This is a genomic window from Paracoccus marinus, assembly GCF_007018965.1.
In the GTDB taxonomy this organism is placed as follows: Bacteria; Pseudomonadota; Alphaproteobacteria; order Rhodobacterales; family Rhodobacteraceae; genus Paracoccus; species Paracoccus marinus.
In genome coordinates, this window is record NZ_VJYZ01000033.1 from 439,493 (window position 1) to 461,695 (window position 22,203).

General features: G+C 68.9%; 23 protein-coding genes. 17 read left to right on the top strand and 6 right to left on the bottom strand.

Translation table 11 applies throughout. The features are described from left to right. Window positions 1–20 precede the first annotated feature (20 nt). The gene (locus FNF32_RS14290) at window positions 21–1,019 is read right to left on the bottom strand and encodes a polyprenyl synthetase family protein (RefSeq protein ID WP_131675016.1); all 999 of its coding nucleotides are present in this window, start codon (window positions 1,017–1,019) and stop codon (window positions 21–23) included. A gap of 73 nt (window positions 1,020–1,092) precedes the next feature. On the opposite strand from FNF32_RS14290, the gene FNF32_RS14295 reads away from it, so the two are divergent. From FNF32_RS14295 to FNF32_RS14305, 3 genes are read left to right on the top strand one after another with little or no spacing between them, the layout of a single operon-like run. Further along, a complete protein-coding gene (locus FNF32_RS14295; RefSeq protein ID WP_131675015.1) occupies window positions 1,093–1,299 on the top strand; it encodes a putative signal transducing protein in 207 nt (68 codons plus the stop codon). Between the two features lie 10 nt (window positions 1,300–1,309). Further along, window positions 1,310–2,080, top strand: a complete 771-nt coding sequence (locus FNF32_RS14300) for a tRNA1(Val) (adenine(37)-N6)-methyltransferase (protein ID WP_246087849.1) — start codon at window positions 1,310–1,312, stop codon at window positions 2,078–2,080. Between the two features lie 59 nt (window positions 2,081–2,139). Next, window positions 2,140–2,304 carry a YdcH family protein gene (locus tag FNF32_RS14305; protein ID WP_131674833.1) on the top strand — a complete coding sequence of 55 codons (165 nt, stop codon included), beginning with the start codon at window positions 2,140–2,142 and terminating at the stop codon, window positions 2,302–2,304. 955 nt (window positions 2,305–3,259) lie between these two features. Here FNF32_RS14305 and phbB read toward each other — a convergent pair. Further along, entirely contained in the window at window positions 3,260–3,985 is a 726-nt protein-coding gene (gene phbB, locus FNF32_RS14310; RefSeq protein ID WP_131674832.1) for an acetoacetyl-CoA reductase, read from the bottom strand. 135 nt (window positions 3,986–4,120) lie between these two features. After that, window positions 4,121–4,906, bottom strand: a complete 786-nt coding sequence (locus tag FNF32_RS14315; protein ID WP_246087876.1) for an EAL domain-containing protein — start codon at window positions 4,904–4,906, stop codon at window positions 4,121–4,123. A 162-nt stretch (window positions 4,907–5,068) separates the two neighbouring features. Here FNF32_RS14315 and FNF32_RS14320 point away from each other — a divergent pair, with 162 nt between their 5' ends. Next, window positions 5,069–5,638 carry a DNA-3-methyladenine glycosylase I gene (locus FNF32_RS14320; protein ID WP_131674842.1) on the top strand — a complete coding sequence of 190 codons (570 nt, stop codon included), beginning with the start codon at window positions 5,069–5,071 and terminating at the stop codon, window positions 5,636–5,638. A 3-nt stretch (window positions 5,639–5,641) separates the two neighbouring features. On the opposite strand, the gene FNF32_RS14325 is transcribed toward FNF32_RS14320, so the two are convergent. Further along, window positions 5,642–6,202 carry a TlpA disulfide reductase family protein gene (locus FNF32_RS14325; RefSeq protein WP_131674830.1) on the bottom strand — a complete coding sequence of 187 codons (561 nt, stop codon included), beginning with the start codon at window positions 6,200–6,202 and terminating at the stop codon, window positions 5,642–5,644. Window positions 6,203–6,227: 25 nt separating this feature from the next. On the opposite strand from FNF32_RS14325, the gene argH reads away from it, so the two are divergent. From argH to FNF32_RS14355, 6 genes are all read left to right on the top strand, one after another. After that, a complete protein-coding gene (argH, locus tag FNF32_RS14330; RefSeq protein ID WP_131674829.1) occupies window positions 6,228–7,649 on the top strand; it encodes an argininosuccinate lyase in 1,422 nt (473 codons plus the stop codon). Next, window positions 7,646–7,882 (top strand): hypothetical protein, encoded by a 237-nt coding sequence (locus tag FNF32_RS14335; RefSeq protein WP_185961973.1) that lies wholly within the window; start codon window positions 7,646–7,648, stop codon window positions 7,880–7,882. Before argH ends, FNF32_RS14335 begins: the two co-directional genes overlap by 4 nt. A gap of 146 nt (window positions 7,883–8,028) precedes the next feature. After that, window positions 8,029–8,277 carry a hypothetical protein gene (locus tag FNF32_RS14340; RefSeq protein ID WP_131674827.1) on the top strand — a complete coding sequence of 83 codons (249 nt, stop codon included), beginning with the start codon at window positions 8,029–8,031 and terminating at the stop codon, window positions 8,275–8,277. Next, complete coding sequence (locus FNF32_RS14345) at window positions 8,267–8,539, top strand: DUF2834 domain-containing protein (RefSeq protein WP_246087850.1); 273 nt, start codon at window positions 8,267–8,269, stop codon at window positions 8,537–8,539. The genes FNF32_RS14340 and FNF32_RS14345 overlap by 11 nt, the downstream gene beginning before the upstream one ends. Further along, a complete protein-coding gene (gene lysA, locus FNF32_RS14350; RefSeq protein ID WP_131674826.1) occupies window positions 8,539–9,804 on the top strand; it encodes a diaminopimelate decarboxylase in 1,266 nt (421 codons plus the stop codon). Before FNF32_RS14345 ends, lysA begins: the two co-directional genes overlap by 1 nt. Next, window positions 9,795–12,458, top strand: coding sequence for a DUF4175 domain-containing protein (locus FNF32_RS14355; protein WP_131674825.1), 2,664 nt, complete (start codon window positions 9,795–9,797; stop codon window positions 12,456–12,458). The genes lysA and FNF32_RS14355 overlap by 10 nt, the downstream gene beginning before the upstream one ends. A 405-nt stretch (window positions 12,459–12,863) precedes the next feature. Here FNF32_RS14355 and FNF32_RS15485 read toward each other — a convergent pair whose 3' ends face one another. Further along, complete coding sequence (locus tag FNF32_RS15485; protein ID WP_246087851.1) at window positions 12,864–14,096, bottom strand: zinc-ribbon domain-containing protein; 1,233 nt, start codon at window positions 14,094–14,096, stop codon at window positions 12,864–12,866. 137 nt (window positions 14,097–14,233) lie between these two features. Here FNF32_RS15485 and FNF32_RS14365 point away from each other — a divergent pair, with 137 nt between their 5' ends. The 3 genes from FNF32_RS14365 (at window position 14,234) to FNF32_RS14375 (ending at window position 16,715) form a co-directional block, all read left to right on the top strand. Next, entirely contained in the window at window positions 14,234–14,908 is a 675-nt protein-coding gene (locus FNF32_RS14365; protein ID WP_131674824.1) for a cell division ATP-binding protein FtsE, read from the top strand. A 101-nt stretch (window positions 14,909–15,009) separates the two neighbouring features. Further along, window positions 15,010–15,867: a cell division protein FtsX gene (locus FNF32_RS14370; protein ID WP_131674840.1), complete on the top strand. Its 858-nt coding sequence runs from the start codon at window positions 15,010–15,012 to the stop codon at window positions 15,865–15,867. After that, a complete protein-coding gene (locus FNF32_RS14375) occupies window positions 15,867–16,715 on the top strand; it encodes a lysophospholipid acyltransferase family protein (RefSeq protein ID WP_246087852.1) in 849 nt (282 codons plus the stop codon). The genes FNF32_RS14370 and FNF32_RS14375 overlap by 1 nt, the downstream gene beginning before the upstream one ends. Window positions 16,716–16,728: 13 nt before the next feature. On the opposite strand, the gene FNF32_RS14380 is transcribed toward FNF32_RS14375, so the two are convergent. Then, complete coding sequence (locus FNF32_RS14380; RefSeq protein WP_246087853.1) at window positions 16,729–17,268, bottom strand: hypothetical protein; 540 nt, start codon at window positions 17,266–17,268, stop codon at window positions 16,729–16,731. 114 nt (window positions 17,269–17,382) lie between these two features. Here FNF32_RS14380 and rimO point away from each other — a divergent pair, with 114 nt between their 5' ends. From rimO to FNF32_RS14400, 4 genes are all read left to right on the top strand, one after another. Next, window positions 17,383–18,765, top strand: coding sequence for a 30S ribosomal protein S12 methylthiotransferase RimO (gene rimO / locus FNF32_RS14385; RefSeq protein WP_221930742.1), 1,383 nt, complete (start codon window positions 17,383–17,385; stop codon window positions 18,763–18,765). Beyond that, window positions 18,762–19,625: a sulfotransferase family protein gene (locus FNF32_RS14390; RefSeq protein WP_246087854.1), complete on the top strand. Its 864-nt coding sequence runs from the start codon at window positions 18,762–18,764 to the stop codon at window positions 19,623–19,625. The genes rimO and FNF32_RS14390 overlap by 4 nt, the downstream gene beginning before the upstream one ends. A gap of 121 nt (window positions 19,626–19,746) precedes the next feature. Continuing rightward, complete coding sequence (gene ettA / locus FNF32_RS14395) at window positions 19,747–21,399, top strand: energy-dependent translational throttle protein EttA (protein ID WP_425467913.1); 1,653 nt, start codon at window positions 19,747–19,749, stop codon at window positions 21,397–21,399. A 37-nt stretch (window positions 21,400–21,436) separates the two neighbouring features. Continuing rightward, on the top strand, window positions 21,437–22,168 hold the full coding sequence (locus FNF32_RS14400; protein ID WP_143796701.1) for an adenylosuccinate lyase: 732 nt from the start codon (window positions 21,437–21,439) through the stop codon (window positions 22,166–22,168). The last annotated feature ends 35 nt before the right edge of the window (window positions 22,169–22,203 follow it).

Below are 22,203 nucleotides of genomic sequence, written 5' to 3' on the forward strand. Positions count from 1 at the left end.
TCGCGCCGGGCCCTTCGGCGTCAGGCGACGCGGGCCACCACGAACCCGGCCATCTCGGCCAGCAGGTCGCGCACAGGGTGGTCGGGCAGGGGATCCAGCGCCGCGCGGGCGCGGTCGGACCACGCCAGCGCATCGGCGCGCGCCGCCTCGATCCCGCCGCGCCGGGCCAGGATCGCCATCGCGCGGTCCAGATCGCCGTCCTGCTGGTCGCCATCCTGGATCGTGCGCTGCCAGAACGCGCGCTCGTCCGCATCGGCGGCCGCGACCGCCTTGATGACCGGCAGCGTCAGCTTGCGCTCGCGGAAATCGTCGCCGACGTTCTTGCCGATCGTGTCGGTCGCGCCGCCATAGTCCAGCACGTCGTCGACGATCTGGAACGCAATCCCCAGCGCATCGCCAAAGTCGTAAAGCGCGCGCACCTGTTCGGCCGGCGCCTCGGCGATCACGCCGCCCACCTCGGCCGCGGCCGAGAACAGCGCCGCGGTCTTGCCGCGCACGACCTGCAGATAGACGTCCTCGTCGGTGGCAAGGTTGCGCGCGGCGGTCAGCTGCAGCACCTCGCCCTCGGAAATCGTGGCCGAGGCGTTCGACAGGATCTCCATCACCCGCAGGTTTTCGGTATCGGTCATCAGCTGGAAGCTGCGCGCGAACAGGTAGTCGCCGACCAGAACACTGGACTTGTTGTCCCACAGCAGGTTCGCGGTCGGCCGCCCGCGGCGCTGGCGGCTTTCGTCCACCACGTCGTCGTGAAGCAGCGTCGCGGTGTGGATGAACTCGACCGTCGCGGCCAGCAGGTGATGCCGGGTGCCCTGGTATCCGCACAGCCGCGCCGCCGCGACCGTCAGCAGCGGCCTGAGCCGCTTGCCCCCCGCCTCGACCAGATGGGCCGTGACTTCCGGGATCAGGGGCGCGTGGCGGCTGACCATGCGTTCGCGGATCAGCGCGTTCACCGCGGCCATGTCGTCCGACAGAAGCCGGGACAGCCGTTCCAGCGGTTCACCGTTGTCTTTCATGGCCATGCGCGGATCCTTTCGGCCGAGGGCTTGCCACGCCGTGGACAGTTTCGCAACCGGCCGCTAGCCTTCGCCTGCCATGAAGGAAGTGCTGCGCGCCACCGATCCCCTGACCCTCGTACGCGCCGCCGATCTGCTGGCGGGCGAGGGGATCGCGGCGTTCCAGCTGGACCAGCACATGAGCGTTCTCGAAGGCTCGCTGGGGATCCTGCCGCGGCGGCTTATGGTCGCGGACCGCGACCTGTTCATGGCCCGCGCGATCCTGCGCGACCACGACATCACCTGACCACCGTCACGTGACCGCAAGCCCGGTTCCGACCCGCACCGACGATTTCCTGGGCGGACGCCTGCGGCTGACGCAGCCCGCGCACGGCTACCGCGCCGGGGCCGACGCGGTGATGCTGGCGGCCGCCTGCGCCGCCGCGCCGGGGCAGTCGGTGCTGGAACTTGGCTGCGGCGCGGGGGCCGCGCTGCTTTGCCTGGGCGTGCGGGTGCCGGGGCTGACGCTCGCGGGCATCGAGCGTGACCCGCTGGCCGCGAACCTCGCCCGCGCCAATGCCGACGCGGCGGGCCTGGCCGCCCATATCGTCACGGGCGATCTGTCGCGGCTGCCGCCCGGCGTGGCGGCGACCTCGGTGGACCACGTGATCGCGAACCCGCCGTTCTTCGCCACCGGCACCCGCGCCCCCGACGCCTATCGGGCCGGCGCGCGGCACGAGGAAACGCCGCTTGCCGACTGGATCGACACCGGCCTGCGGCGGCTGCGGCCGCGCGGCTGGCTGACCGTCATCCACCGGGCCGAGCGGTTGGGCGACCTGCTGGACGCGCTGTCGGGCCGGGCGGGCGACGTGGCGATCCTGCCGGTCGCGCCCCGCGCGGGCGCGGCCGCGGGGCGGGTCATCGTCGCCGCGCGAAAGGGCGCGCGCGGGCCCCTGCGCCTGCTCGCGCCCTTCGTCATGCACGCGAACGCGCGCCATCTGCACGACGGCGAGGATCTGACGCCCGAAGCGCAGGCAGTTCTGCGCGGCGGCGCGGCCCTGGACCTGAAACCGCCGGAAAGGCGGTGACAGAATCGGAAATCTGTGTTCGTTTTGTGACACTGACCACAGAACAGGAGTGTCTGCCCATGTCCGTCGCCTCGCACGTTCAGGAACTGCGCAAGAAGCACCAGAATCTGTCCGAAGCCGTGGAGCGTGCCCAGCGTGCGCCAGGCACCGACGACATCTCGCTGTCCGAGATGAAGCGCGAGAAGTTGCGTCTGAAGGAAGAGATCGCCCGGCTCACCCACTAGTCCGCGCCGCGCCTTTCGGGGCGCATCTTTCCTCCCCGGCCGCCCCGGATCCGCCCTGGCCGCCGGCAGTTGTTTTTCCGATCAGGTTTTTTTTGACACCAGGGCCGGCGCGATCGCGCCGGTCCTGCCGCTTGAGGCGGCACGATGAGGGAAGCTGCGGGTAGGGGAGGTCGCGGTGCAGCGGCTGTCCGGTCGAGCGGTAGAAGCTAATGGAAAAACGAGGGTGCAGGACACCGCCGCCCACACGCGCCGGCAAAAGGCGGTGCTTGCGAGTGTACTGGGTGTCGTCCGGCACGCTACTTGGCGGTATAGATCTTAGTACGTTAAGTGTGGCGACACTTGCAGTTATAGGAACCTTTGGCTGTATATGCGATCTTCATTCCGCAACACGCATGCATTTTATATACTTTGTGGATACGTGGTATCCTACATGGTTATTTTTGTCATTACCATCGCTCCGAATTCCAAGTACTTTTTTTCAAAAACGGGCTCCAGTATATTTGACGTCGCAGCAGCATTAGCTGTTGTAAATCTTCTGCCTACAATTTTCTTTTTTTTCTGCATATGGGCTCTCATCTTCAACAGAGCTGCTCTACGCAGAGCATCTCCGTGGCTTTCACTGGCAGTGGCTGTGGTGCTTGTATTATGGATGATAACCGCAAAATTTTTGTTAGATGGAATGTAAGTGGCTGACAAAAAACCGCAATTTGCCAAGCATCAATTTTACACACACGGAGAACCACGCCCGCGAGCCGCGTAATACCGTGCGCCGGCTACCGACTTAGCCTTTCACTCTTGCATGCGCAGCCGCTCGACCGGTGACAAGCGGTCCTCGCTCCAGCGAACGGCCTTCGCATCTTCGATCCCGCCGGACCATCAACCGGCGGGACCGAAACCGAACCCGGAAAGGTCGGGGCTGGGCTGCACGAACCTTCGCCCTTACCGCACGGCGGGGTCAGCCAAAGAACTGCGCCCCGTTCGCGCTGAGCGTCGAGCCGGTGATGAAGCCGGACTCGTCGGAGGCAAGGAACACGACGCAGCGCGCGATTTCCTCCGGTTCGCCCAGCCGTCCGACAGGAATCTGCGGCAGGATGCGGTCGGTCAGCACCTTTTCGTCGATGGCGCGGACCATTTCGGTGCCGATATAGCCCGGCGCGATCGCGTTGACGGTGATCCCCGCCCGGGCGCCTTCCTGCGCGAGCGCGCGGGTGAAGCCGATGTCGCCCGCCTTTGCCGCCGAATAGTTCGCCTGACCGGCCTGGCCCTTTTGCCCGTTCACCGAACTGATGTTGATGACGCGGCCAAACTTCCGGTCGCGCATGCCCGACCAGACGCAATGCGTCATGTTGAAAAGCCCGGTCAGGTTCGTGTCGATGACCTCCTTCCACTGGGTCGGGGTCATCTTGTGGAACATGGCGTCGCGGGTGATGCCCGCGTTGTTGACGAGGACCGCCACCGGGCCCAGGTCCTCCTCGACCTGGCGCACACCGGTCTGGCAGGCGTCGTAGTCGGTGACCGACCACTTGTAGCTGCGGATCCCCGCCTCGCCCGAAAAGGCGCGCGCCGCCTCGTCATTGCCGGCATAGGTCGCGGCGACCTGATAGCCTTGCGCTTTCAACGCCTTGCTGATCGCCGCGCCGATCCCGCGCGACCCCCCTGTAACCAGCGCAACCTTGTCCATGATTTACCCCCTCCCTGAGGCTTGTTCATGGCCGGAACGTTAGCGGATGCCTGATTGTTGCCCAACCCCGACGCTTTTTGCCCGCAGCCGGTGCTTGAGAGGCCCGGCAACGGGTGCCGCGCGCCGCTGGGCCACTCACCGGCGCTGCGCGGTGCTGCCGGGGGATCGCCACGGCGGCACGATGGTCGGGGCGCCGAAATAGTAGCCCTGCAGGCAGTCCAGCCCCATCTCGATCAGGAATGCCGCGTCCTCGGCCGTTTCGACCGATTCGGCCACGGTGAACATGTCGAAATGGTGGGCGATCGACTGCAGCGCGCGGGTCAGGACCTGGTTGTCGCGTTCCTCGGCAATGCCGCGGATGAAGCGGCCGTCGATCTTGATCATGTCGAAGCAGAAGTCCTGCAGATAGCGGAACGAGGTGTAGCCCGCGCCGAAATCGTCCAGCGCGAAGCTGACGCCGCGCCCCTGCAGGTCGTGCATGAACGTCCGCACCTCGTCCGGCAGGTCCATGGCCGAGCTTTCCGTGACCTCGAGGATCAGCCGCTCGGCGATGCTTTCGCGGTTCCTGAGCCCGTCGGCCAGGGTCCGCGCCCAGTCCTCGTGCCCGATCGAGCGCGCCGACATGTTCACCGACAGCCGGACCGCCGGCTCTTGGGTCAGCGTCTGCAGGCCCAGCGACAGCGCGAGGCAGTCGATCTGCCGGCCAAGTTCGGTGGTTTCCACATGCGGCATGAAATCGCGCAGCGGGATCAGCCGGCCGGTCACGTCCACGATCCGGATCAGTCCCTCGTAGAAGGCTGGTCGGTCGGGGCGATAGGACTGCACGACCGGCTGGTAGGCCAGAAGGCCGTCGCCCCGCCTGACCGCATCCTCGACGGTGGCGATCGTCAGGGCGGACTGCCGGTCGACCGTGAAGTCGATTGGCGAGGTGCGCGGCCCGCGCCCGGATGGGGCGCCGCCGCGGGTTGCCGGATCGTCGTTTCGGGACACGCTGTCCTCCTTTCATTCGTCACTGATCCCTGACCAGAATGCTCTAAGATCAGGTAAATGCGTCCGGAAATGCGAGGATGAGGTTAACGGATGATGACCGACGATGCGCCCGTGCGCTGCCCCTGGTGCGGCACCGACCCGCTGTACACCGCGTATCACGACACCGAATGGGGGGTGGCGGAACGCGACCCGCGGGCGCTGTTCGAAAAGCTGGTGCTCGACGGGTTTCAGGCCGGGCTGAGCTGGATTACAATAATGAGAAAGCGGGATAATTTTCGGCGCGTCTTTGACGGGTTCGACCCCGAAAGGCTGGCCTGCTGGACCGATGCCGACGTCGCGCGGGCGCTGGCCGATCCCGGCATCGTGCGCCATCGCGGCAAGATCGAGGCGGCGGTGGGGAATGCGCGCGCGTTCCTCGCCGTGGAAGATCGCGAAAGTTTTTCCGATTTCCTGTGGCGCTTCACCGGCGGCGAGCCGATCGTGAACCGGTTCGCCACCCAGTCCGACGTGCCGACCGAGACGGTAGAATCGCGCGCCATGTCCAAGGCGCTGCGGGCCGCGGGGTTCCGCTTTTGCGGCCCCGTCATCACCTATGCGTTCATGGAGGCGACGGGCATTGTCAACGACCACCTGACCTCGTGCCACCGGCACGGGCAGGCATGAGCGTCACTTTGCGCGCAGCTGGTCCACCACCGCCAGCGCGGCGGGCGACGCCCAGTCGGCGTCGCCGATCATGCGCGCGACCTCGTTGCCTTCGGCGTCGATCAGGATCGTGACGGGCATCGCCAGAACACCCATGCCGCGCGCCAAGGCCATCCGCTCGTCCGTCAGCATGGGCAGGTTCTTCACCCCGGTCTCGTCCATGAACTTGCGGATCGCGGGCGGCGGGTTGCGCCCGGCGGCGATGGTCAGGACGGCGAAGTCCTCGCCGCCGCGCTGCGCCTGAAGCGCGTCGAGCGACGGCATCTCCTCGCGGCAGGGGGCGCACCACGTCGCCCAGAAGTTCACCAGCAGCGCCTTGCCCTTCCAGTCGGCAAGGCTGACCTGCTTGCCCGCCGCGTCGGTGAACTGCACGTCCGGCACGGGTTGAACGGCGTCGGTCAGCTTGGTCAGCCCGGCGTCGCGGGCCGCCTGCCAGTCCACCGGACCGGCGGCCGCGGGCAGGGCCCCGGCCACGTTTGCAGCGACAAGGAGCGACGTATAAAGGGCGATGGACCGCAGCAGCATGTGACCTCCGGCAAAGGACGAACCGATGACCGACGCGCCCAGCACCCCCACGACAGCCGATGCCAACAGCATGTGGGGCGGGCGCTTCGCCTCGGGGCCGGACGCGATCATGGAGGCGATAAACGCCTCGATCGGGTTCGACCAACGAATGAGCGCCCAGGATATCCAGGGCAGCCGGGCCCACGCGGCGATGCTGGCCGCGCAAGGCATCATCAGCCCTACCGATGCCGAGGCGATCGGGAAAGGGCTGCTCACCGTCTTGTCAGAAATCGAGCGCGGAGAGTTCGCGTTCAGGACCTCGCTCGAGGACATCCACATGAATGTCGAGGCGCGGCTGAAGGAAGTGGTGGGCGAGCCCGCCGGCCGGCTGCACACCGCGCGGTCGAGGAACGACCAAGTGGCGACCGACTTCCGCCTGTGGGTGCGCGATCAGTGCGATGCGGCGATCGGTGGTTTGCAGGCGCTGGTCGCGGCGCTGGTGGCGCAGGCGGATGCCGGCGCCGACTGGGTGATGCCGGGCTTCACCCACCTGCAGACCGCGCAGCCGGTGACGTGGGGCCATCACATGATGGCCTATGTCGAGATGTGCGGCCGCGACCTGTCGCGTTTCCGGGATGCCCGCGCGCGGATGAACGAATCGCCCCTGGGTTCGGCGGCGCTTGCGGGCACGGGCTTCCCGATCGACCGGCATGCCACGGCGGCCGCGCTGGGGTTCGACCGGCCGACGGCCAATTCGCTCGACGCCGTCAGCGACCGCGACTTCGCGCTGGAGTTCCTTGCCGCCGCCAGCATCTGCGCCATGCACCTGTCGCGTCTGGCCGAGGAACTGGTGATCTGGTCCTCGGCGCAGTTCCGGTTCGTCGCCATGTCGGATCGCTGGTCCACCGGGTCCAGCATCATGCCGCAAAAGCGCAACCCCGACGCGGCCGAGCTGATCCGGGCCAAGATCGGCCGCGTTCTGGGGGCGACGGTGGCGCTGTTCACGGTGATGAAGGGCCTGCCGCTCGCCTATTCAAAGGACATGCAGGAAGACAAGGAGCAGGTGTTCGACGCCGCCGACACGCTGATGCTGGCGCTGGCGGCGATGACCGGGATGATCGGCGACCTGACCGTCAACCGCGACCGGCTTCAGGCTGCGGCGTCGAGCGGCTTTTCCACCGCGACCGATCTGGCCGACTGGCTGGTGCGCGAGGCGGGGCTGCCGTTCCGCGACGCCCATCACGCCACCGGTGCGCTGGTCGCGGCGGCCGAGGCGCGGGGCGTGGACCTGCCCGACCTGAGCCTTGCCGAGATGCAGGCGGTTAACCCGGCGATAACGGATGCGGTCTATGACGTGCTGGGGGTGCATAACTCGGTTGCGTCGCGGATGTCCTATGGCGGGACCGCGCCCGATCAGGTGCGCGCGCAGGTGAAGCGGTGGCAGGAAATCATGGGGGAATGGGCATGACATTCGGGGCGACGATGCGAAAAGGGGCGGCGCTGGTCGCGGCCGGCGCGCTGGTGGCGGGCCTCGGCGCCTGTGGCGTCGACGGGCCGCCGCGCGCGCCGGGGCGGATGTCGGGCGCGGCGGCGAACCAGCCCCCGCGCGCACCGGTGACGCCCGGCCAGACGGTCTCGTCCGAGCCGTTGCCGGTGACGGTTTCGGGCTACGCGACCGTCGGCGCATCCTACGGCGCCTGACGGTGGGGGGCGTCCCGCAGGGCGCCTGCCTGGCGGATCACGTTCTCGCTTGGCCGCAACGTGGCGGTTCACAAATCCGCGGGGTCGCGGCAAGATTGTCGCACAAGGTGCGCCACAGAATGCGCCCGATCGTTGAGGAGAGCAGGATGGACGTGATCGCAACCCGGGGCACCGCAGGGGCCCGCATCAATCGACCCGCGCTCGCGCGGCTGGGCGTCGTCGTCGCACTCGGCGCGCTGTCGGCCTGCGGCGGCGGGGGCAGCGGCAAGGGCAGCTCGATGGAGGAGATCCCGGTCGTGTCGGACAAGGTCTATGTCTACAACCCGAACGCCCGCCACGCGCCGGTGTCGCTGTCAGGTTCCGACCTGATCGGATTGGAGCCGCGTGTTCGCTGACCCCATCCTTTCGGGGCTCACCCCACTCAGGCTGGCTTGGCTGGCGCTGGCGCTTATCGGCGCGGGCGTCTCGGTCGCCTATGGCCCGGGGCTGCCGAAAGGGCAGGGCGCGGTTGCGGGCGCCACGCTGGCGCTGTGGTGCGGGGTGGAAACCACCGTGCGCCGGAACTGGGCGGCGCTTCTGGCGCTGCCCGCGCTGGCGCTGGGGATCGGCTGCGCGCTGCCGTTTTATCTGTTCCTGCGCTCGGCCAGGATCGGCTGATGGACCACTTCAACTATCTCAACGACGAACTTCACGCCGAAGGCGTCCCCCTGTCGCGGATCGCGGCAGAGGTGGGCACGCCCGTCTACGTCTATTCCGCCGCGACCCTCACCCGGCATTTCCTGATGTTCCGGCAGGCGCTCGACTGGACCGGCCACCTGATCTGCTTTGCGGTCAAGGCGAACTCGAACCTCGCGGTGCTCAAGCTGCTGGGCGATCTGGGCGCGGGCATGGACGTGGTGTCGGGCGGCGAATACGCGCGGGCGCGGGCGGCGGGCGTGCCGGGCGAGCGGATCGTCTTCTCCGGCGTGGGCAAGACCCGGGCCGAGATGCGGCAGGTGATCGAGGGCGGGATCCGCCAGGTCAACGTTGAAAGCGAGCCCGAGCTCGCCGCCCTGTCCGAGGTCGCGACAACCCTTGGCGCCACGGTCCCGATCGCCGTTCGCGTGAACCCCGACGTGGACGCAAGGACCCACGCCAAGATCGCCACCGGCAAGTCCGAGAACAAGTTCGGCATCCCCATCGCCCGCGCGCGCGAGGTCTATGCGATGGCCGCGCGGCTGCCGGGCCTGCAGGTCGTCGGCATCGACATGCATATCGGCAGCCAGCTGACCGATCTCGACCCCTACCGGCAGGCCTACGCCAAGATGGCCGAACTGTGCCGGGCGCTGCGGGGCGACGGGCACGCGATCATGCGGCTGGACATGGGCGGCGGGCTTGGCATCCCCTACCGCCGCGACAACACGGCCCCGCCGCTGCCGTTGGAATACGGGCAGGTGATCCGCGACGCCGTGGGCGATCTGGGCTGCGAGATCGAGATCGAGCCGGGCCGCAACATCGTCGGGAACGCCGGCGTCCTTTTGTCCGAGGTGGTGTTCCTGAAGCATGGCGAGGGCCGGGATTTCCTGATCCTGGACGCGGCCATGAACGACCTGATCCGCCCGGCGATGTATGACGCGCACCACGACATCGTGCCCGTCGCCCGGCCCGAGGTCGGGGCGCCGGTCGCGCCCGTGGACGTGGTGGGCCCGGTCTGCGAAACCGGCGACACCTTCGCGCGCGGGGTCGATCTGCCCCGGCTCGGCGCGGGCGATCTGGTGGCGTTCCGGTCGGCCGGGGCCTACGGCGCGGTGATGGCGTCCGAATACAACTCCCGCCCGCTGGTGCCCGAGGTGCTGGTCGCGGGCGACCGCTACGCCGTGATCCGTCCGCGCCCCACCATTGACGAGATGCTGGCGCGCGACGCGATACCGCCATGGCTCTGACCCCGCGCGCGCCCTTGTCGTCGGAACCGGGACGCGCGCGCCGGGCGGTTGGCCTGACGCTCGCCGGGCTGTGGTGGGAAGGGGCGCTGCGCGCGTTCTGGCCCGCGCTCACGGTGCTGTCGCTGGGCCTGGCACCGCTGGCGCTGGGGGTGCTGGGACTGCTGCCGCCGCGGGTGGCGGTGGGCGTCGCGGCGGTGTGGGCGCTTGCGCTTTGCGCCGCCGCCGCATGGGGCATCGCGCGGTTTCGCCGCCCGCAGCGCGCATCCGCCCGCGCGCGGGTCGATGCGACCCTGCCGGGCGCGCCGTTGTCGGCGCTGGCCGACCGCATGGCGTTGGGCACGGACGACGAGGGCGCGCAGGCGCTGTGGCGCGCGCATCTGGCGCGCATGCACGCGGCCGCATCCGCCGCCTGCGCGGTCCCGCCCGACGCGGGCCTGACCCGGCGCGACCCTTTCGCGCTGCGGCTCATCGGGATGACCGCGCTGGCGATGGCGATCCTGTTTGGCGGCACCGCGCAGATGGGGCAGGGCTGGGCCGCGCTCGCCTCGACCTGGCGCCCGGCGCAGGTGACGCCGCAGCCCCCGCCCGAAGCCGGCCCGGGGTGGGAGGGGTGGGCCACGCCCCCCGCCTATACCCGCCGCCCGACCGTCTATCTGAACGCCGTCCCCCAGGGCGGCACGGTCGAACTGCCCGAGGGGTCGAAGGTCAGCCTGCGGCTTTACGGCAGCGGCGCGGTTGTGGCGCAGGACATCGGCGCGGCGGTGGCGGGTCCCGAAGCCGACCCCGACGCACCCGAGTTCATGGCCGAGCGTGACGGCACGCTGACCGTCGCCGGCCGGTCGCTGGATATCCGCGTGCTGCCCGACGATGCGCCGCAGGTGGCGGCGGGCCGCACGCCCGAACGCCGGGCCGACGGCAAACTGGTGCAGGACTTCACCGCCAGTGACGACAACGGGATCGAAAGCGGGCAGGCGGTGGTCACGCTCGACCTCGCCGCGACCGACCGCCGCTTTGGTCTAGCCGTCAATCCCGAGCCGCGCGACCCGGTCACGCTGGACCTGCCGCTGCCGGGCGCGGGCCAGCGCCGCGACGTGCGCGGGCGGCTCAACACCGATCTTTCGCGCCACCCCTGGGCCAACCTGCCCGTGACGATCGTTTACCGCGTGACAGACGGCATCGGCCAGACCGCCGAGACCGCGCCGCAGCGCCTCGCCCTGCCCGGGCGCCGCTTCTTCGACCCGACCGCCGCCGCGCTGATCGAGCTGCGCCGCGACCTTTTGTGGTCGCGCGAGAACGCGGCCAACACGGCGCGGCTGCTTCGCACGATCGTCTGGCAGCCCGCCGGGGCCGAACCCGACATCGCGCCCGAAACCGCGGCGGTGCTTGCCGCGACGGTCGCCTCGCTCGAGGCGGGGACGCCCGATCCCGCCACCCGCGACAAGCAGGCCGAGGCGCTGTGGACGCTGGCCGTGCAGCTTGAGGATGGCGGGCTCGACGACGCGCTGCGCCAGATGCAGCAGGCGCAGGAGCGCCTGTCCGAGGCGATCCGCAACGGCGCGAGCCGGGACGAGATCCAGAAGCTGATGGACGAGCTGAAGGCCGCGACCGACGCCTATACCGACATGCTGGCCGAGCGTGGCGAGGACCCGGCGCAGCGCTTCGACCGTTCGCCGCAGGAAGGGCGCACGATTACCGGCGACCAGATCCAGCAGATGATGGACGAGATCCAGCGCCTGATGAACGAGGGCCGGATGGCCGAGGCCCAGGAGCTGCTGGAGCAGTTCAACCGGATGATGGAAAGCCTGCAGGTCACCCAGTCGGAAGGCGAGGGGGGCGGCCCGGGATCGCGGCCGATGGAGCGGCTGGGCGAGGCGCTGCGCGAGCAGCAGGACCTTGCCGACGAGGCGATGCGGCAGGCGCAGGACAATCCGTTCGGCGGTGTGGGCGATCACGGCGGCGAGGGTCAGCAGGGCGGCGAGGGCGAACAGGGCGGGTCGGACGAGGGCGCGCCTTCTGACGGGCAAGGGGCCGGGCAACCGTCGGGCGGCGACGGCGCGACCCCGGGCGAACCCCGCGGCGGGGCGGCGCAGGGTGGCGGGCAGGGATCGCTTGCCGACCGCCAGCGGGCGCTGCGCGACGAGATCGCGCGCCAGCGCGGGCTGCTGCCGGGGCGGGGCACGCCCGAGGGCGGGGCGGCGGGCGATCGGCTCGACGATGCCGCGCGGGCGATGGATGAGGCCGAGGAGGCCTTGCGACAGGGCGACCCCGCCGCCTCGCTCGACAGCCAGGCCGATGCGATCGAGGCGATGCGTGAGGGGATGCGGGCGCTGGCCGACCTGCAGCGTTCGCAGGGGCGCGGCCTTCAGGGCGAGCCGGGCGAGAACGCAGAAGCGCAGGGCGAAGGCGACACCGGCCGCCCCGGCGAGGGCCGGGGCGACGGCACGGCGCAACTCGCCCCGCCGGGCACCGACCCCTTGGGCCGCGACATGGCCGGAAACGGCGGATCAATCACCACCGGCGATCCGCTGGCTGACGGCGGCGACCCGAACCGCCACGCCCGCGACCTGCAAGACGAGATCCGCCGCCGCAGCGGTGAACAGGACCGCCCCCGCGACGAGCGCGACTATCTGGGGCGGCTGCTGGATCGGTTCTGAGGGTGCTGCCGGTCGATACAGCGGCAAAGCGAACGCTGCGGCCTCAACGGGTCTTGCGCGGCGCGGACTGGAACCTGCGGACGGTGGGCCCATTGATCCCCTCCCGCGACCGACCATTCGGCAGGCCGCCGCAAACCAGCAGAGTGTTCCTGCTTCGCCATCCGATGCGGGCCCGCGCCACCGGCAGGCCGGTCCGAAGGTTCAGCCGTGAGATAACGGAAGCTGTGGCGTCCCTGCGGACACCTTTGCATCGACCGTCAGCCGCAACAAACGGCTGCAGCATGTGCCTGCGTGACCCCGTCGCTCATTGCCGGACCTAATGCGCTGACCATCGACGCATCACTTCTGCCGTGGCGTTCCAGCGGCAGGCGCCCGATCCGCGACACGCGCATCAACCGCCGTGCCTCAGCGCCGCAGTCCGTCGATCAGGCCGTCGGCGCGCGATTGCAGCCACGCGCGGCCCTCGTCCGCCTGTTCGCGCAGGTCCATCAGCGTCGCGCCGAACGCGCCCTGATCCGCCATTCGCGGCGCCAGCGCATAAAACGCAAGCGCCAGCAGCGCGACCATCAACGCCAGAGCGAAGCCGCTGTCGTAGGCCCCGCGCCGGTCGCCGCGGCGCCGGGCACGCGCTTCCGGCGGGACCGCATAGGGGATCGCGGCAGTCCGGGCGGGTGCAGGAGCGAGCGGCGCGGGGTGCTGGTTCGGCGGCGTGATGAGGGCTGACTCATCGTGGAAGGTCCCCTCGCGGAACAAGTGCGCCGCAGCGATGCCGGGCACGACAGGGGCGGGGTCGTCGCGATCCAGCGGGTCGGACTGGGGGTCGTTCCGTCCCGGTTCCCGCTCGTGATGGCCGCTGTGGTCACCCGCAAGCGTCTCGTGGTCGTGCAGCAGCACGTCGTCGGCTGACGCGTCGGTGTCGGTCAGCGCGGGCGGTGCCACGGCATCGTTCCGGCGCGCGTCGACTGCCGGGTGTCCGATAGGGTCCTCGGCCCCAGGCCGGTCGGCGGGGAGGGCGTCGGGCCGGTCCGGGGTGGGGTGGGTCAGAGTGGTGGCGGGCCACAGCGCGTCGTCCTCGTCACCGAACAGGTCGGGGCCGGACCGGGGCAGGATGCGGGTCGCCGCGTCCGTCGCCAGGTCGGCGCCGGGGGCGGGCAGGGGCGGCGGGGAATAGTCGGGGTCGTCGCCCGCACCGGCATCTTCGCCGCCGGTGCCATCCTCAAGCTCCTCACCCGCGCCCAGGTCGCGGCGGCGGGCCGAGATTTCGCGCCCCGCTTCCTCGCGCAGGATCGACAGGATCGATTCGCTGAGCGGCCGGTTCAACGGCGGTCGGTCGGTCGCGTCGAACGGCTGCGGGACATCCTCGCCATCACCCTGCCCGCCAGCAGCCCCCGCGTTCGGGAACGTCCCGCCCGGGGGCGTGGGGACCAGCCGCAGCGGCTCCGCCTCGGCCTCGGGCGCCTGCCGCCAGCTTTCGCCGCAGGCGGAACATTCCACGACGCGTCCGGCGGCGGGGATCTGGGATCCGTCGATCTCGTATTGCGCGCCGCAGCGCGGGCAGGTCAGCCGCATCCGTCCCTCGTCCCTTGGGGCCAGAACCGCCCGGCCCAGCCTCCGCAAGGCAACCATAAACCCGGCCATGCCGACGACAACGGCCCGGCCGCGCTTTCTGGCATTCGCCGCCGGGACGTTCTATCAACGCCCGGTCCGGTCGCCAAGAAGCCGCACCCGCAAGGGTATCGCCAAGGCCCGCGGACCGCGGCGCAAAGGAGAAACGCGTGATCGACATGCAGGACGTGAGCTTCGGCTATGGCGGCGGGGCAGAGCTGTTCCGCGGCCTGTCGCTGAACCTTCCGCCGGGCTCGTTCCACTTCCTGACCGGGCCGTCGGGGTCGGGCAAGACCACGGTCCTGCGGATGGCCTATGCCGATCTTCTGCCCCGGGGCGGCACCGTGACCGCGTTCGGTCAGAACGTCGCCGCGCTGGACCGCGACGGGATCGCCGCGCTGCGCCGCCGGGTGGGGGTCGTCCACCAGGACACGCAGTTCCTCAACCATCTGCCGGTGGCCGAAAACGTCGCCCTGCCGCTGACCGTGTCGGGGCAGCCGATCGACCTGCCGGCGATCCGCGACCTTCTGTCGTGGGTCCAGCTTGCGCCCCAGGCGCGCGCCCTGCCGCCGTCCCTGTCGGGCGGCGAACGCCAGCGCGCGGCGCTGGCGCGCGCGGTGATCCTGTCGCCCGACGTGATCCTTGCCGACGAACCCACCGGCAACCTCGACTGGGAGATGTCGATGCGGCTTCTGCAATTGCTGGTCGAGCTGAACCGCTCGGGCAAGACGGTTCTGCTGGCGACCCACGATCTGAACCTGATCCGGGCGGCGAAAAGTCACGTCCAGGCGCGGGTGCTGCGGATCGCGGGCAAGCGGCTTCAAGCGGCGGGGGCGGACCTGTGAAGATGCCGTTCCGCAAGATGTCGGCGCGACTGCCGATCGGACCGGTGCGCGGGCTGACGCTCGCCACCCTGTGGCGCGGCCTGACCAGCCGCGAGGGGGGGATGGCCGACCGGATCGTGCCGCCCACCGGCCACACCGCGACGCTGACGCTGTTCAGCGCGGGCGTCATGGCGTTTCTTGCCGTGTTCGCGCTGGCGCTGGCGCTGGCGACCGGCCGTCTGGCCGACCGCTGGGCCGAGGGGCTGGCGCAGACCGCGACGGTGCGCGTGACCGCCCCGGCCGAGGCGCTGGAGGCGCGGACCGCCGCCGCGCTTCAGGTCCTGACCACGACGCCCGGCGTCGGCTCGGCCCGCTCGCTGGCCCCCGAAGAGGTCGAGGCGCTACTCGCCCCCTGGTTCGGCCCCGACATGCCGGTGGACGCCCTGCCGATCCCGCGCCTGATCGAGGTGGCGATGGACAGCGGCGGCATCGACCACGAGGCGCTGCAACTGCGGCTCGAGGCCGAGGCGCCCGGCGCCGTGCTGGACGATCACACCGCCTGGCGCCGCCCGCTGGTGACGGCGGCAAGCCGGCTGCGGACGCTCGGTTGGCTGTCGCTGATCCTGATCGGGGCCGTTTCCACCGCCATGATCACGCTCGCCGCGACGGCGGCGCTGGCCGCGAACGGGCAGGTGATCCAGGTGCTGCGGCTGATCGGCGCGCGCGACATCACCATCGCCACCGCCTTCGTGCGCCGCTTCACCCGCCGCGCGGCGCTGGGCGCGGCGGCCGGCACCGTCGCGGGTATGCTCGCGATCGCGGCGCTGCCCGACATGAGCGCCGCCGGCGGGTTCCTGACCGGGCTCGGGTTCCAGGGCTGGGGCTGGCTCTGGCCGCTGCTGATCCCGCCGGTCGCGGGCGCGGTCGGGTTCTTCGCCACCCGCCGCGCCGCGCTGCGGATGCTGCGCGAGGTGCGCTGATGGCCGGATACGCACCCGAGGATCGGCGTTTCGACACACGCGAGGCACCCGGCGGCACCGCGCCCGTCATGCGCGACGTGGCTGACCCCGCCTATCGCCCCGGAACGCTGCCGGGTCTTTGGTGGCTGCGGACCGCCGCCTACTACCTGCACGTGTCGCTCGCGACGCTGCTGATCGGCATCTGGGGATTGCCCAAGGCCATGCGGCGCGGGCGGACCGGCGCGCTCGAGGTGTCGCAGGTCTGGATCGACTACATGCTGCGCGCGGCGCGCCTGCATTTCGGGGTCCGGGTCGAGGTGCGGGGCACGCCGCCCGACTTCGACTGCATCGTGGCGGCCAAGCATCAAAGCTTCCTCGACATCCTCGCGATCGCCCAGGCCTGCCCGCAACGCGCCTTCATCATGAAGCGCGAGATCATGCGGGTGCCGATCATGGGCTGGTTCGCGCGCGAGGTCGGATCGGTCCCGATCGACCGCGCCCGTGGCCCCGCGGCGCGCGCCGCGATGGTCGCGGCCGTGCAGGAGGCGATGAAGCGCGGGCTCGGCCAGCTCATCATCTATCCCGAGGGGACGCGCACGGTCCCGGGCGAGCGGCGGCCGTGGAAGGGGGGCGTGGTCACGCTGTACGCGGCATCCGACCTGCCGTGCCAGCCCGTCGCCACCAACGCGGGCATGTTCTGGCCCAAGGGCGGGATGCGCGTCCGGCCCGGCGTCGCGGTGATCGAGTTCCTGGACCCGGTGCCCCCTGGCCTGCCCGCATCGGCGCTGCTGCCGCGCGTCGAGCCCACGGTCGAGAACGCATCCGACCGCCTGATGTCGGCCGCGGGTCTCGCCATTCCGCCGCGCTGAGCGCGGGCGGCGGTCAGTTCCGGCAGATGCGGACGGCGGGGTCGAGGCGCTTGTACTCGGCGGCCGAGATCTTGGTCATCGACAGCGAATGGCGCCATTCGTCCTGCCACTTCCGCAGGATGCCGGCGCGGTAGTACTGCGCCATCATTTCGTCCACGATCGGCGGCACGATCTGGGTGCCGGGGATGCGCGGGGCGTGGAACCCGACGGTCGCGCCGGGGCCAAGGCAGGCGTTCGGCAGCGTGATGTAGATCGTGCAGGCCGACCGGCAATATCCGCGCACCTCGACCGGCCGGCCGGACGCGGCAAGTTTGTCGCGGCGCGAGATCGCCTGCATGACGTTGCCGCCCTTGTTGTTCATGATGACGATCGGCTCGGCGGCGACCGCCGTCGGCATGAACTGGTTCGGCACCGGCGAATGCGGGATATGCGGCGGGATCGGCCCCGGATTGCCCGAAGGCGCGGGCATCGTTTCTGGCGACATGTCAGGCGCCGGGGCGCAGGCCGCAAGTGCCAGCATCGCCGCAATGATCAGGGACAGGGTGCGCTTCATCCCCGCAGTCTGCCGCAGCCGCGCCACGATGCAACCCCGCACCGACCACGATCAAGCGAGCGGCGCTTTGCGTCCGGCCCGCCGCGCGCTATATCCGCCCCCATGACCCAGACCCTGGCCCAGAATCCCCCGCTTTTGCGTCCCGATCTTGCGCGCGCGGCCGTTCCCGCCGACGCGCGCCGCGACGGCCAACCGACCATCGGCATGGTCAGCCTTGGCTGCCCCAAGGCGCTGGTGGACAGCGAGCGCATCCTGACGCGGCTGCGGGCCGAAGGCTATGCGATCAGCCCCGACTATCAGGGCGCGGATGCGGTGATCGTGAACACCTGCGGCTTTCTCGACAGCGCCAAGGCCGAAAGCCTCGACGCGATCGGCGAGGCGCTGGTTGAAAACGGGCGCGTGATCGTGACCGGCTGCCTGGGGGCGGAACCCGACTACATCACCGGCGCGCATCCCAAGGTGCTGGCCGTAACCGGGCCGCACCAGTACGAGCAGGTGCTGGACGCGGTTCACGCCGCCGTGCCGCCCGCGCCCGATCCATTCGTGGACCTGCTGCCCGCGTCCTCGGTGCAGCTGACCCCGCGCCACTACGCCTATCTCAAGATTTCCGAGGGCTGCAATCACCGCTGCAAGTTCTGCATCATCCCCGACATGCGCGGCCGCCTCGTCAGCCGCCCGGCCCATGCGGTCGTGCGCGAGGCGGAAAAGCTGGTGCAGGCCGGCGTGCGCGAGCTGCTGGTGATCTCGCAGGACACCTCGGCTTACGGGCTGGACCGCCGGCACGAGACCGAACGCGGCCACCGCGCCCACATTACCGACCTCGCCCGCGACCTCGGCTCGCTTGGGGCGTGGGTGCGGCTGCACTATGTCTATCCCTATCCGCATGTCCGCGACCTGATCCCGCTGATGGCTGACACGGCGGCGGCGGGCGCGGGGGTGCTGCCCTATCTCGACATTCCGTTCCAGCACGCGCACCCCGACGTGCTGAAGCGCATGGCCCGCCCCGCCGCGTCTGCCCGGACGCTCGACGAGATCGCGGCATGGCGCGCGGCCTGCCCGGACATCACCCTTCGCTCGACCTTCATCGTCGGCTACCCCGGCGAGACTGAGGCGGAGTTCCAATACCTCCTCGACTGGCTCGACGAGGCGCAGCTGGATCGCGTCGGCTGCTTCAAGTACGAAAACGTCAGGGGCGCGCGCGCCAACGACCTGCCGGACCATGTGCCCGACGAGGTGAAGCAGGACCGCTGGGACCGCTTCATGGAAAAGTCGCAGGTGATCTCGGCGGCGAAGCTCGCGGCCAAGGTCGGGACGCGCCAGCAGGTGATCGTGGACAGCGTGGACGCGGACGGCGCGACCTGCCGCACCATGGCCGACGCGCCCGAGATCGACGGCAACCTGTTCATCGACAAAGGGTTCGAGGCGATGAAGCCGGGTGACCTGGTGACGGTGACGGTGGATGAGGCGTCGGATTACGATCTGTGGGGGACCGCTTGACGGCAGGCTGGAACCCCGACGGCCGCCCCCGCAAGCCCGAGTTGATCGGCATCGGCGCGCAGAAGGCGGGAACCACCTGGCTCAGCCAGATGCTGGCGCAGCACCCGCAGGTCTGGTCGCCGCCGTTCAAGGAAGTCCAGTTCTTCAATCACCGCTTCGTCCCCGAGCATCGCGCGTGGCTGCCCTGGCATTTCCGCCGCGGCCGGCAGAACATCGCGAAACGCTACGAGGCGAAGGGGCAGGACGTGCCCCCCGACCTCGCCGCCTATCTCGACCGCGTGACGCGGGGCGAGATGTTCACCAACCACTGGTACAAGCAGGTCTTTGCGCCCGCTCCCGCCGGCACCAAGGCGCTGGACGTGACGCCCGAATATTCGACCCTGCCCGACGAGGGCGTCGATTTCGTGGCCAAGTTCCTGCCGCGTGCGAAGTTCGTCTATATCGTCCGCCACCCCGTGGACCGGGCGATCAGCCAGTTGAAGATGAACCTGTCGCGCAAGAACCGCAGGCCCGCGTCGGTCGATGACTGGCTTGCCGAGGCGGCGGACCCCGTGCTGTTGGACCGGGGCGACTACGCGACCTACGTGCCGCGCTGGAACGCGCGCTTCGGGGCCGACCGGCTGCTCTACCTGCCCTTCGGGCGGATCGCGTCCGATCCCTTGGGCCTGATGCGGCAGGTCGAGCTGTTCTTCGGCCTTGCCCCCCACGACTACCGCAACCTCGGCAGCCGCGTCTTCGCCTCGACCTCGACGCTGTCGGTCCCGGACGAGGCGCGGGCGGCGCTGCGCGCCCGGATGGAACACCAGTTCGCGTTCCTGGACACCCAGTTCGGCCGCGACTTCACCGCCCGCATCCGCTGACCGACCCGTTAGCGGGACGGCCGCCTGCGCGCACCGGACGCCGCGATCCCTTGCGTCGCGGCGCTTCAACTCAGCGCCGCGATCGCCTAGACAGGCCGCAACCAGCGGACAGGAGCGGATCATGGCCCAACAGTTTGTCTATCACATGGAAGGCGTGTCCAAGGCCTATGGCTCCGGCAAGAAGACCTTCGAGAACATCCACCTGAACTTCCTTCCGGGCGTCAAGATCGGCGTCGTGGGCGTCAACGGCGCGGGGAAATCAACGCTGCTGCGGATCATGGCCGGGATCGACAAGGACTTTTCCGGCGAGGCCTGGGCCGCCAAGGGCGCGACCGTCGGCTACCTGCCGCAGGAACCGCATCTTGACCCCGCGCTGAACGTGCGCGGCAACGTCATGGAGGGCGTGCGCGCCAAGCAGGCCAAGCTCGACCGCTACAACGAGCTGGCGATGAACTACTCGGACGAGACCGCCGACGAGATGGCGCAGCTGCAGGACGAGATCGACGCCTCGAACCTGTGGGACCTCGACACGCAGGTCGACATCGCGATGGACGCGCTGCGCTGCCCGCCCGATGACGCCGACGTGGAAAGCCTGTCTGGCGGCGAGCGTCGCCGCGTCGCGCTGTGCAAGCTGCTGCTGGAACAGCCCGACATGCTGCTGCTGGACGAGCCGACCAACCACCTTGACGCCGAGACGATCGCCTGGCTGCAAAAGCACCTGATTGAATATCCCGGCACGATCCTGACCGTCACCCACGACCGCTATTTCCTCGACGACATCACCAGCTGGATCCTGGAACTGGACCGCGGCCGCGGCGTGCCGTGGGAAGGCAACTATTCCTCGTGGCTGGAACAAAAGGCCAAGCGGCTGGAGCAGGAGGCGCGCGAGGACAAGGCCAAGCAGAAGTCGATGGAACGCGAGCTGAACTGGATCCGCGCCGGCGCCAAGGCGCGGCAGGCCAAGCAGAAGGCCCGGATCAACGCCTATAACGAGATGGCGTCGAAATCCGAGCGCGAGAAGATCGCCAACGCCCAGATCGTCATCCCGAACGGCGAGCGGCTGGGCGGCAAGGTGTTCGACGTGACCGGCCTGAAAAAGGCGATGGGCGACAAGCTGCTGATCGAGGATTTGTCGTTCTCGATCCCGCCGGGCGCGATCGTGGGCGTAATCGGCCCGAACGGCGCCGGCAAGTCCACGCTGTTCCGCATGCTGACCGGCGGCGAGCAGCCCGACGAGGGCCAGATCGTGGTCGGCGAGACGGTGCAGCTGTCCTACGTGGACCAGTCGCGCGACGCGCTGAACCCCGAAGCGACCGTGTGGGAGGAAATCTCGGGCGGGGCGGAGATCATCGCGCTGGGCGACGCGACCATTGCGAGCCGCGCCTATTGCGGCGCGTTCAACTTCAAGGGCACCGACCAGCAGAAGAAGGTGGGGCTGTTGTCGGGCGGTGAACGCAACCGCGTCCACATGGCGAAGCTGCTGAAATCGGGCGGCAACGTCCTGCTGCTGGACGAGCCGACCAACGACCTTGACGTGGAGACCCTGCAGGCGCTGGAAGCGGCGCTGGAGGACTTCGCCGGCTGCGCCGTCATCATCTCGCACGACCGCTTCTTCCTGGACCGCCTGTGCACGCACATCCTCGCGTTCGAGGGCGACGCGCATGTGGAGTGGTTCGAGGGAAACTTCGAAGCGTATGAGGCTGACAAGGTGCGGCGGCTGGGGCCGGACTCGATCGAGCCGAAGCGGGTGAAGTATAAGAAGTTTACGAGATAAATAACTTGCGCGCCTTTTCGTTTGGAAGGATAAAATTTTGACACCTGGCTTCAGCGAACGTGCGTTTGAGTTCTGCTATAATCATACATACGTGCAACGAAACGCCGCAATCATAGCCACATACCCACATATTCCCTCACAGAGACAGGAGAAAACCCTTGGTTACGACGTTGAGTTTCGCATAACGCAAGGCAATTTCTCCTATATGATTTTCATTCAGCACAAGGTTTCACATTACGCAGAGCGGCGAGCAGGTAAAAATGCGGCATTTTACAACCGGTACAACGCACCATACTACCGGTTCCGAGTTGATAACGATCAGCATCAAAGATTGCAGGAGCTCAGTCGCGCGCGGGGAAATACGTTCTACTGCGCTCCCCTATTTTACTCGCGCAACGATCTGCACGAAAATTTCCAGAACGACTCCATCATCGATAGCGTTGTTCTTCTTGACCCACTAGACGTCGGACCTGCGGTTGGTCCAAACCACAATATTACTTATGATGCCGCAGGCGGAAATGCGACAATGCACTCCCAACCACAGAGATTTGAGAGATCCTTCACTGGAGATGTGCTTAAAATTCCCTCGCTGCGAAAGGCTGCGGTCACGAGTGAGGAGGTAAGGGCGCAGGCCGACCTTATCTTTGACATATCGGCGAATGTCGACGAGGCGAGAGAGGTGCGGCGCGAGTACGGCGACCTTCCGCGAGTGCAGCAGGCGCAAATTTTGCTTGGTCAAGTTTATGGCGTGACTTGGCTTATCATCTAAGCATTCAAACCTTATTTAGGGTGCGAGCATGAGAA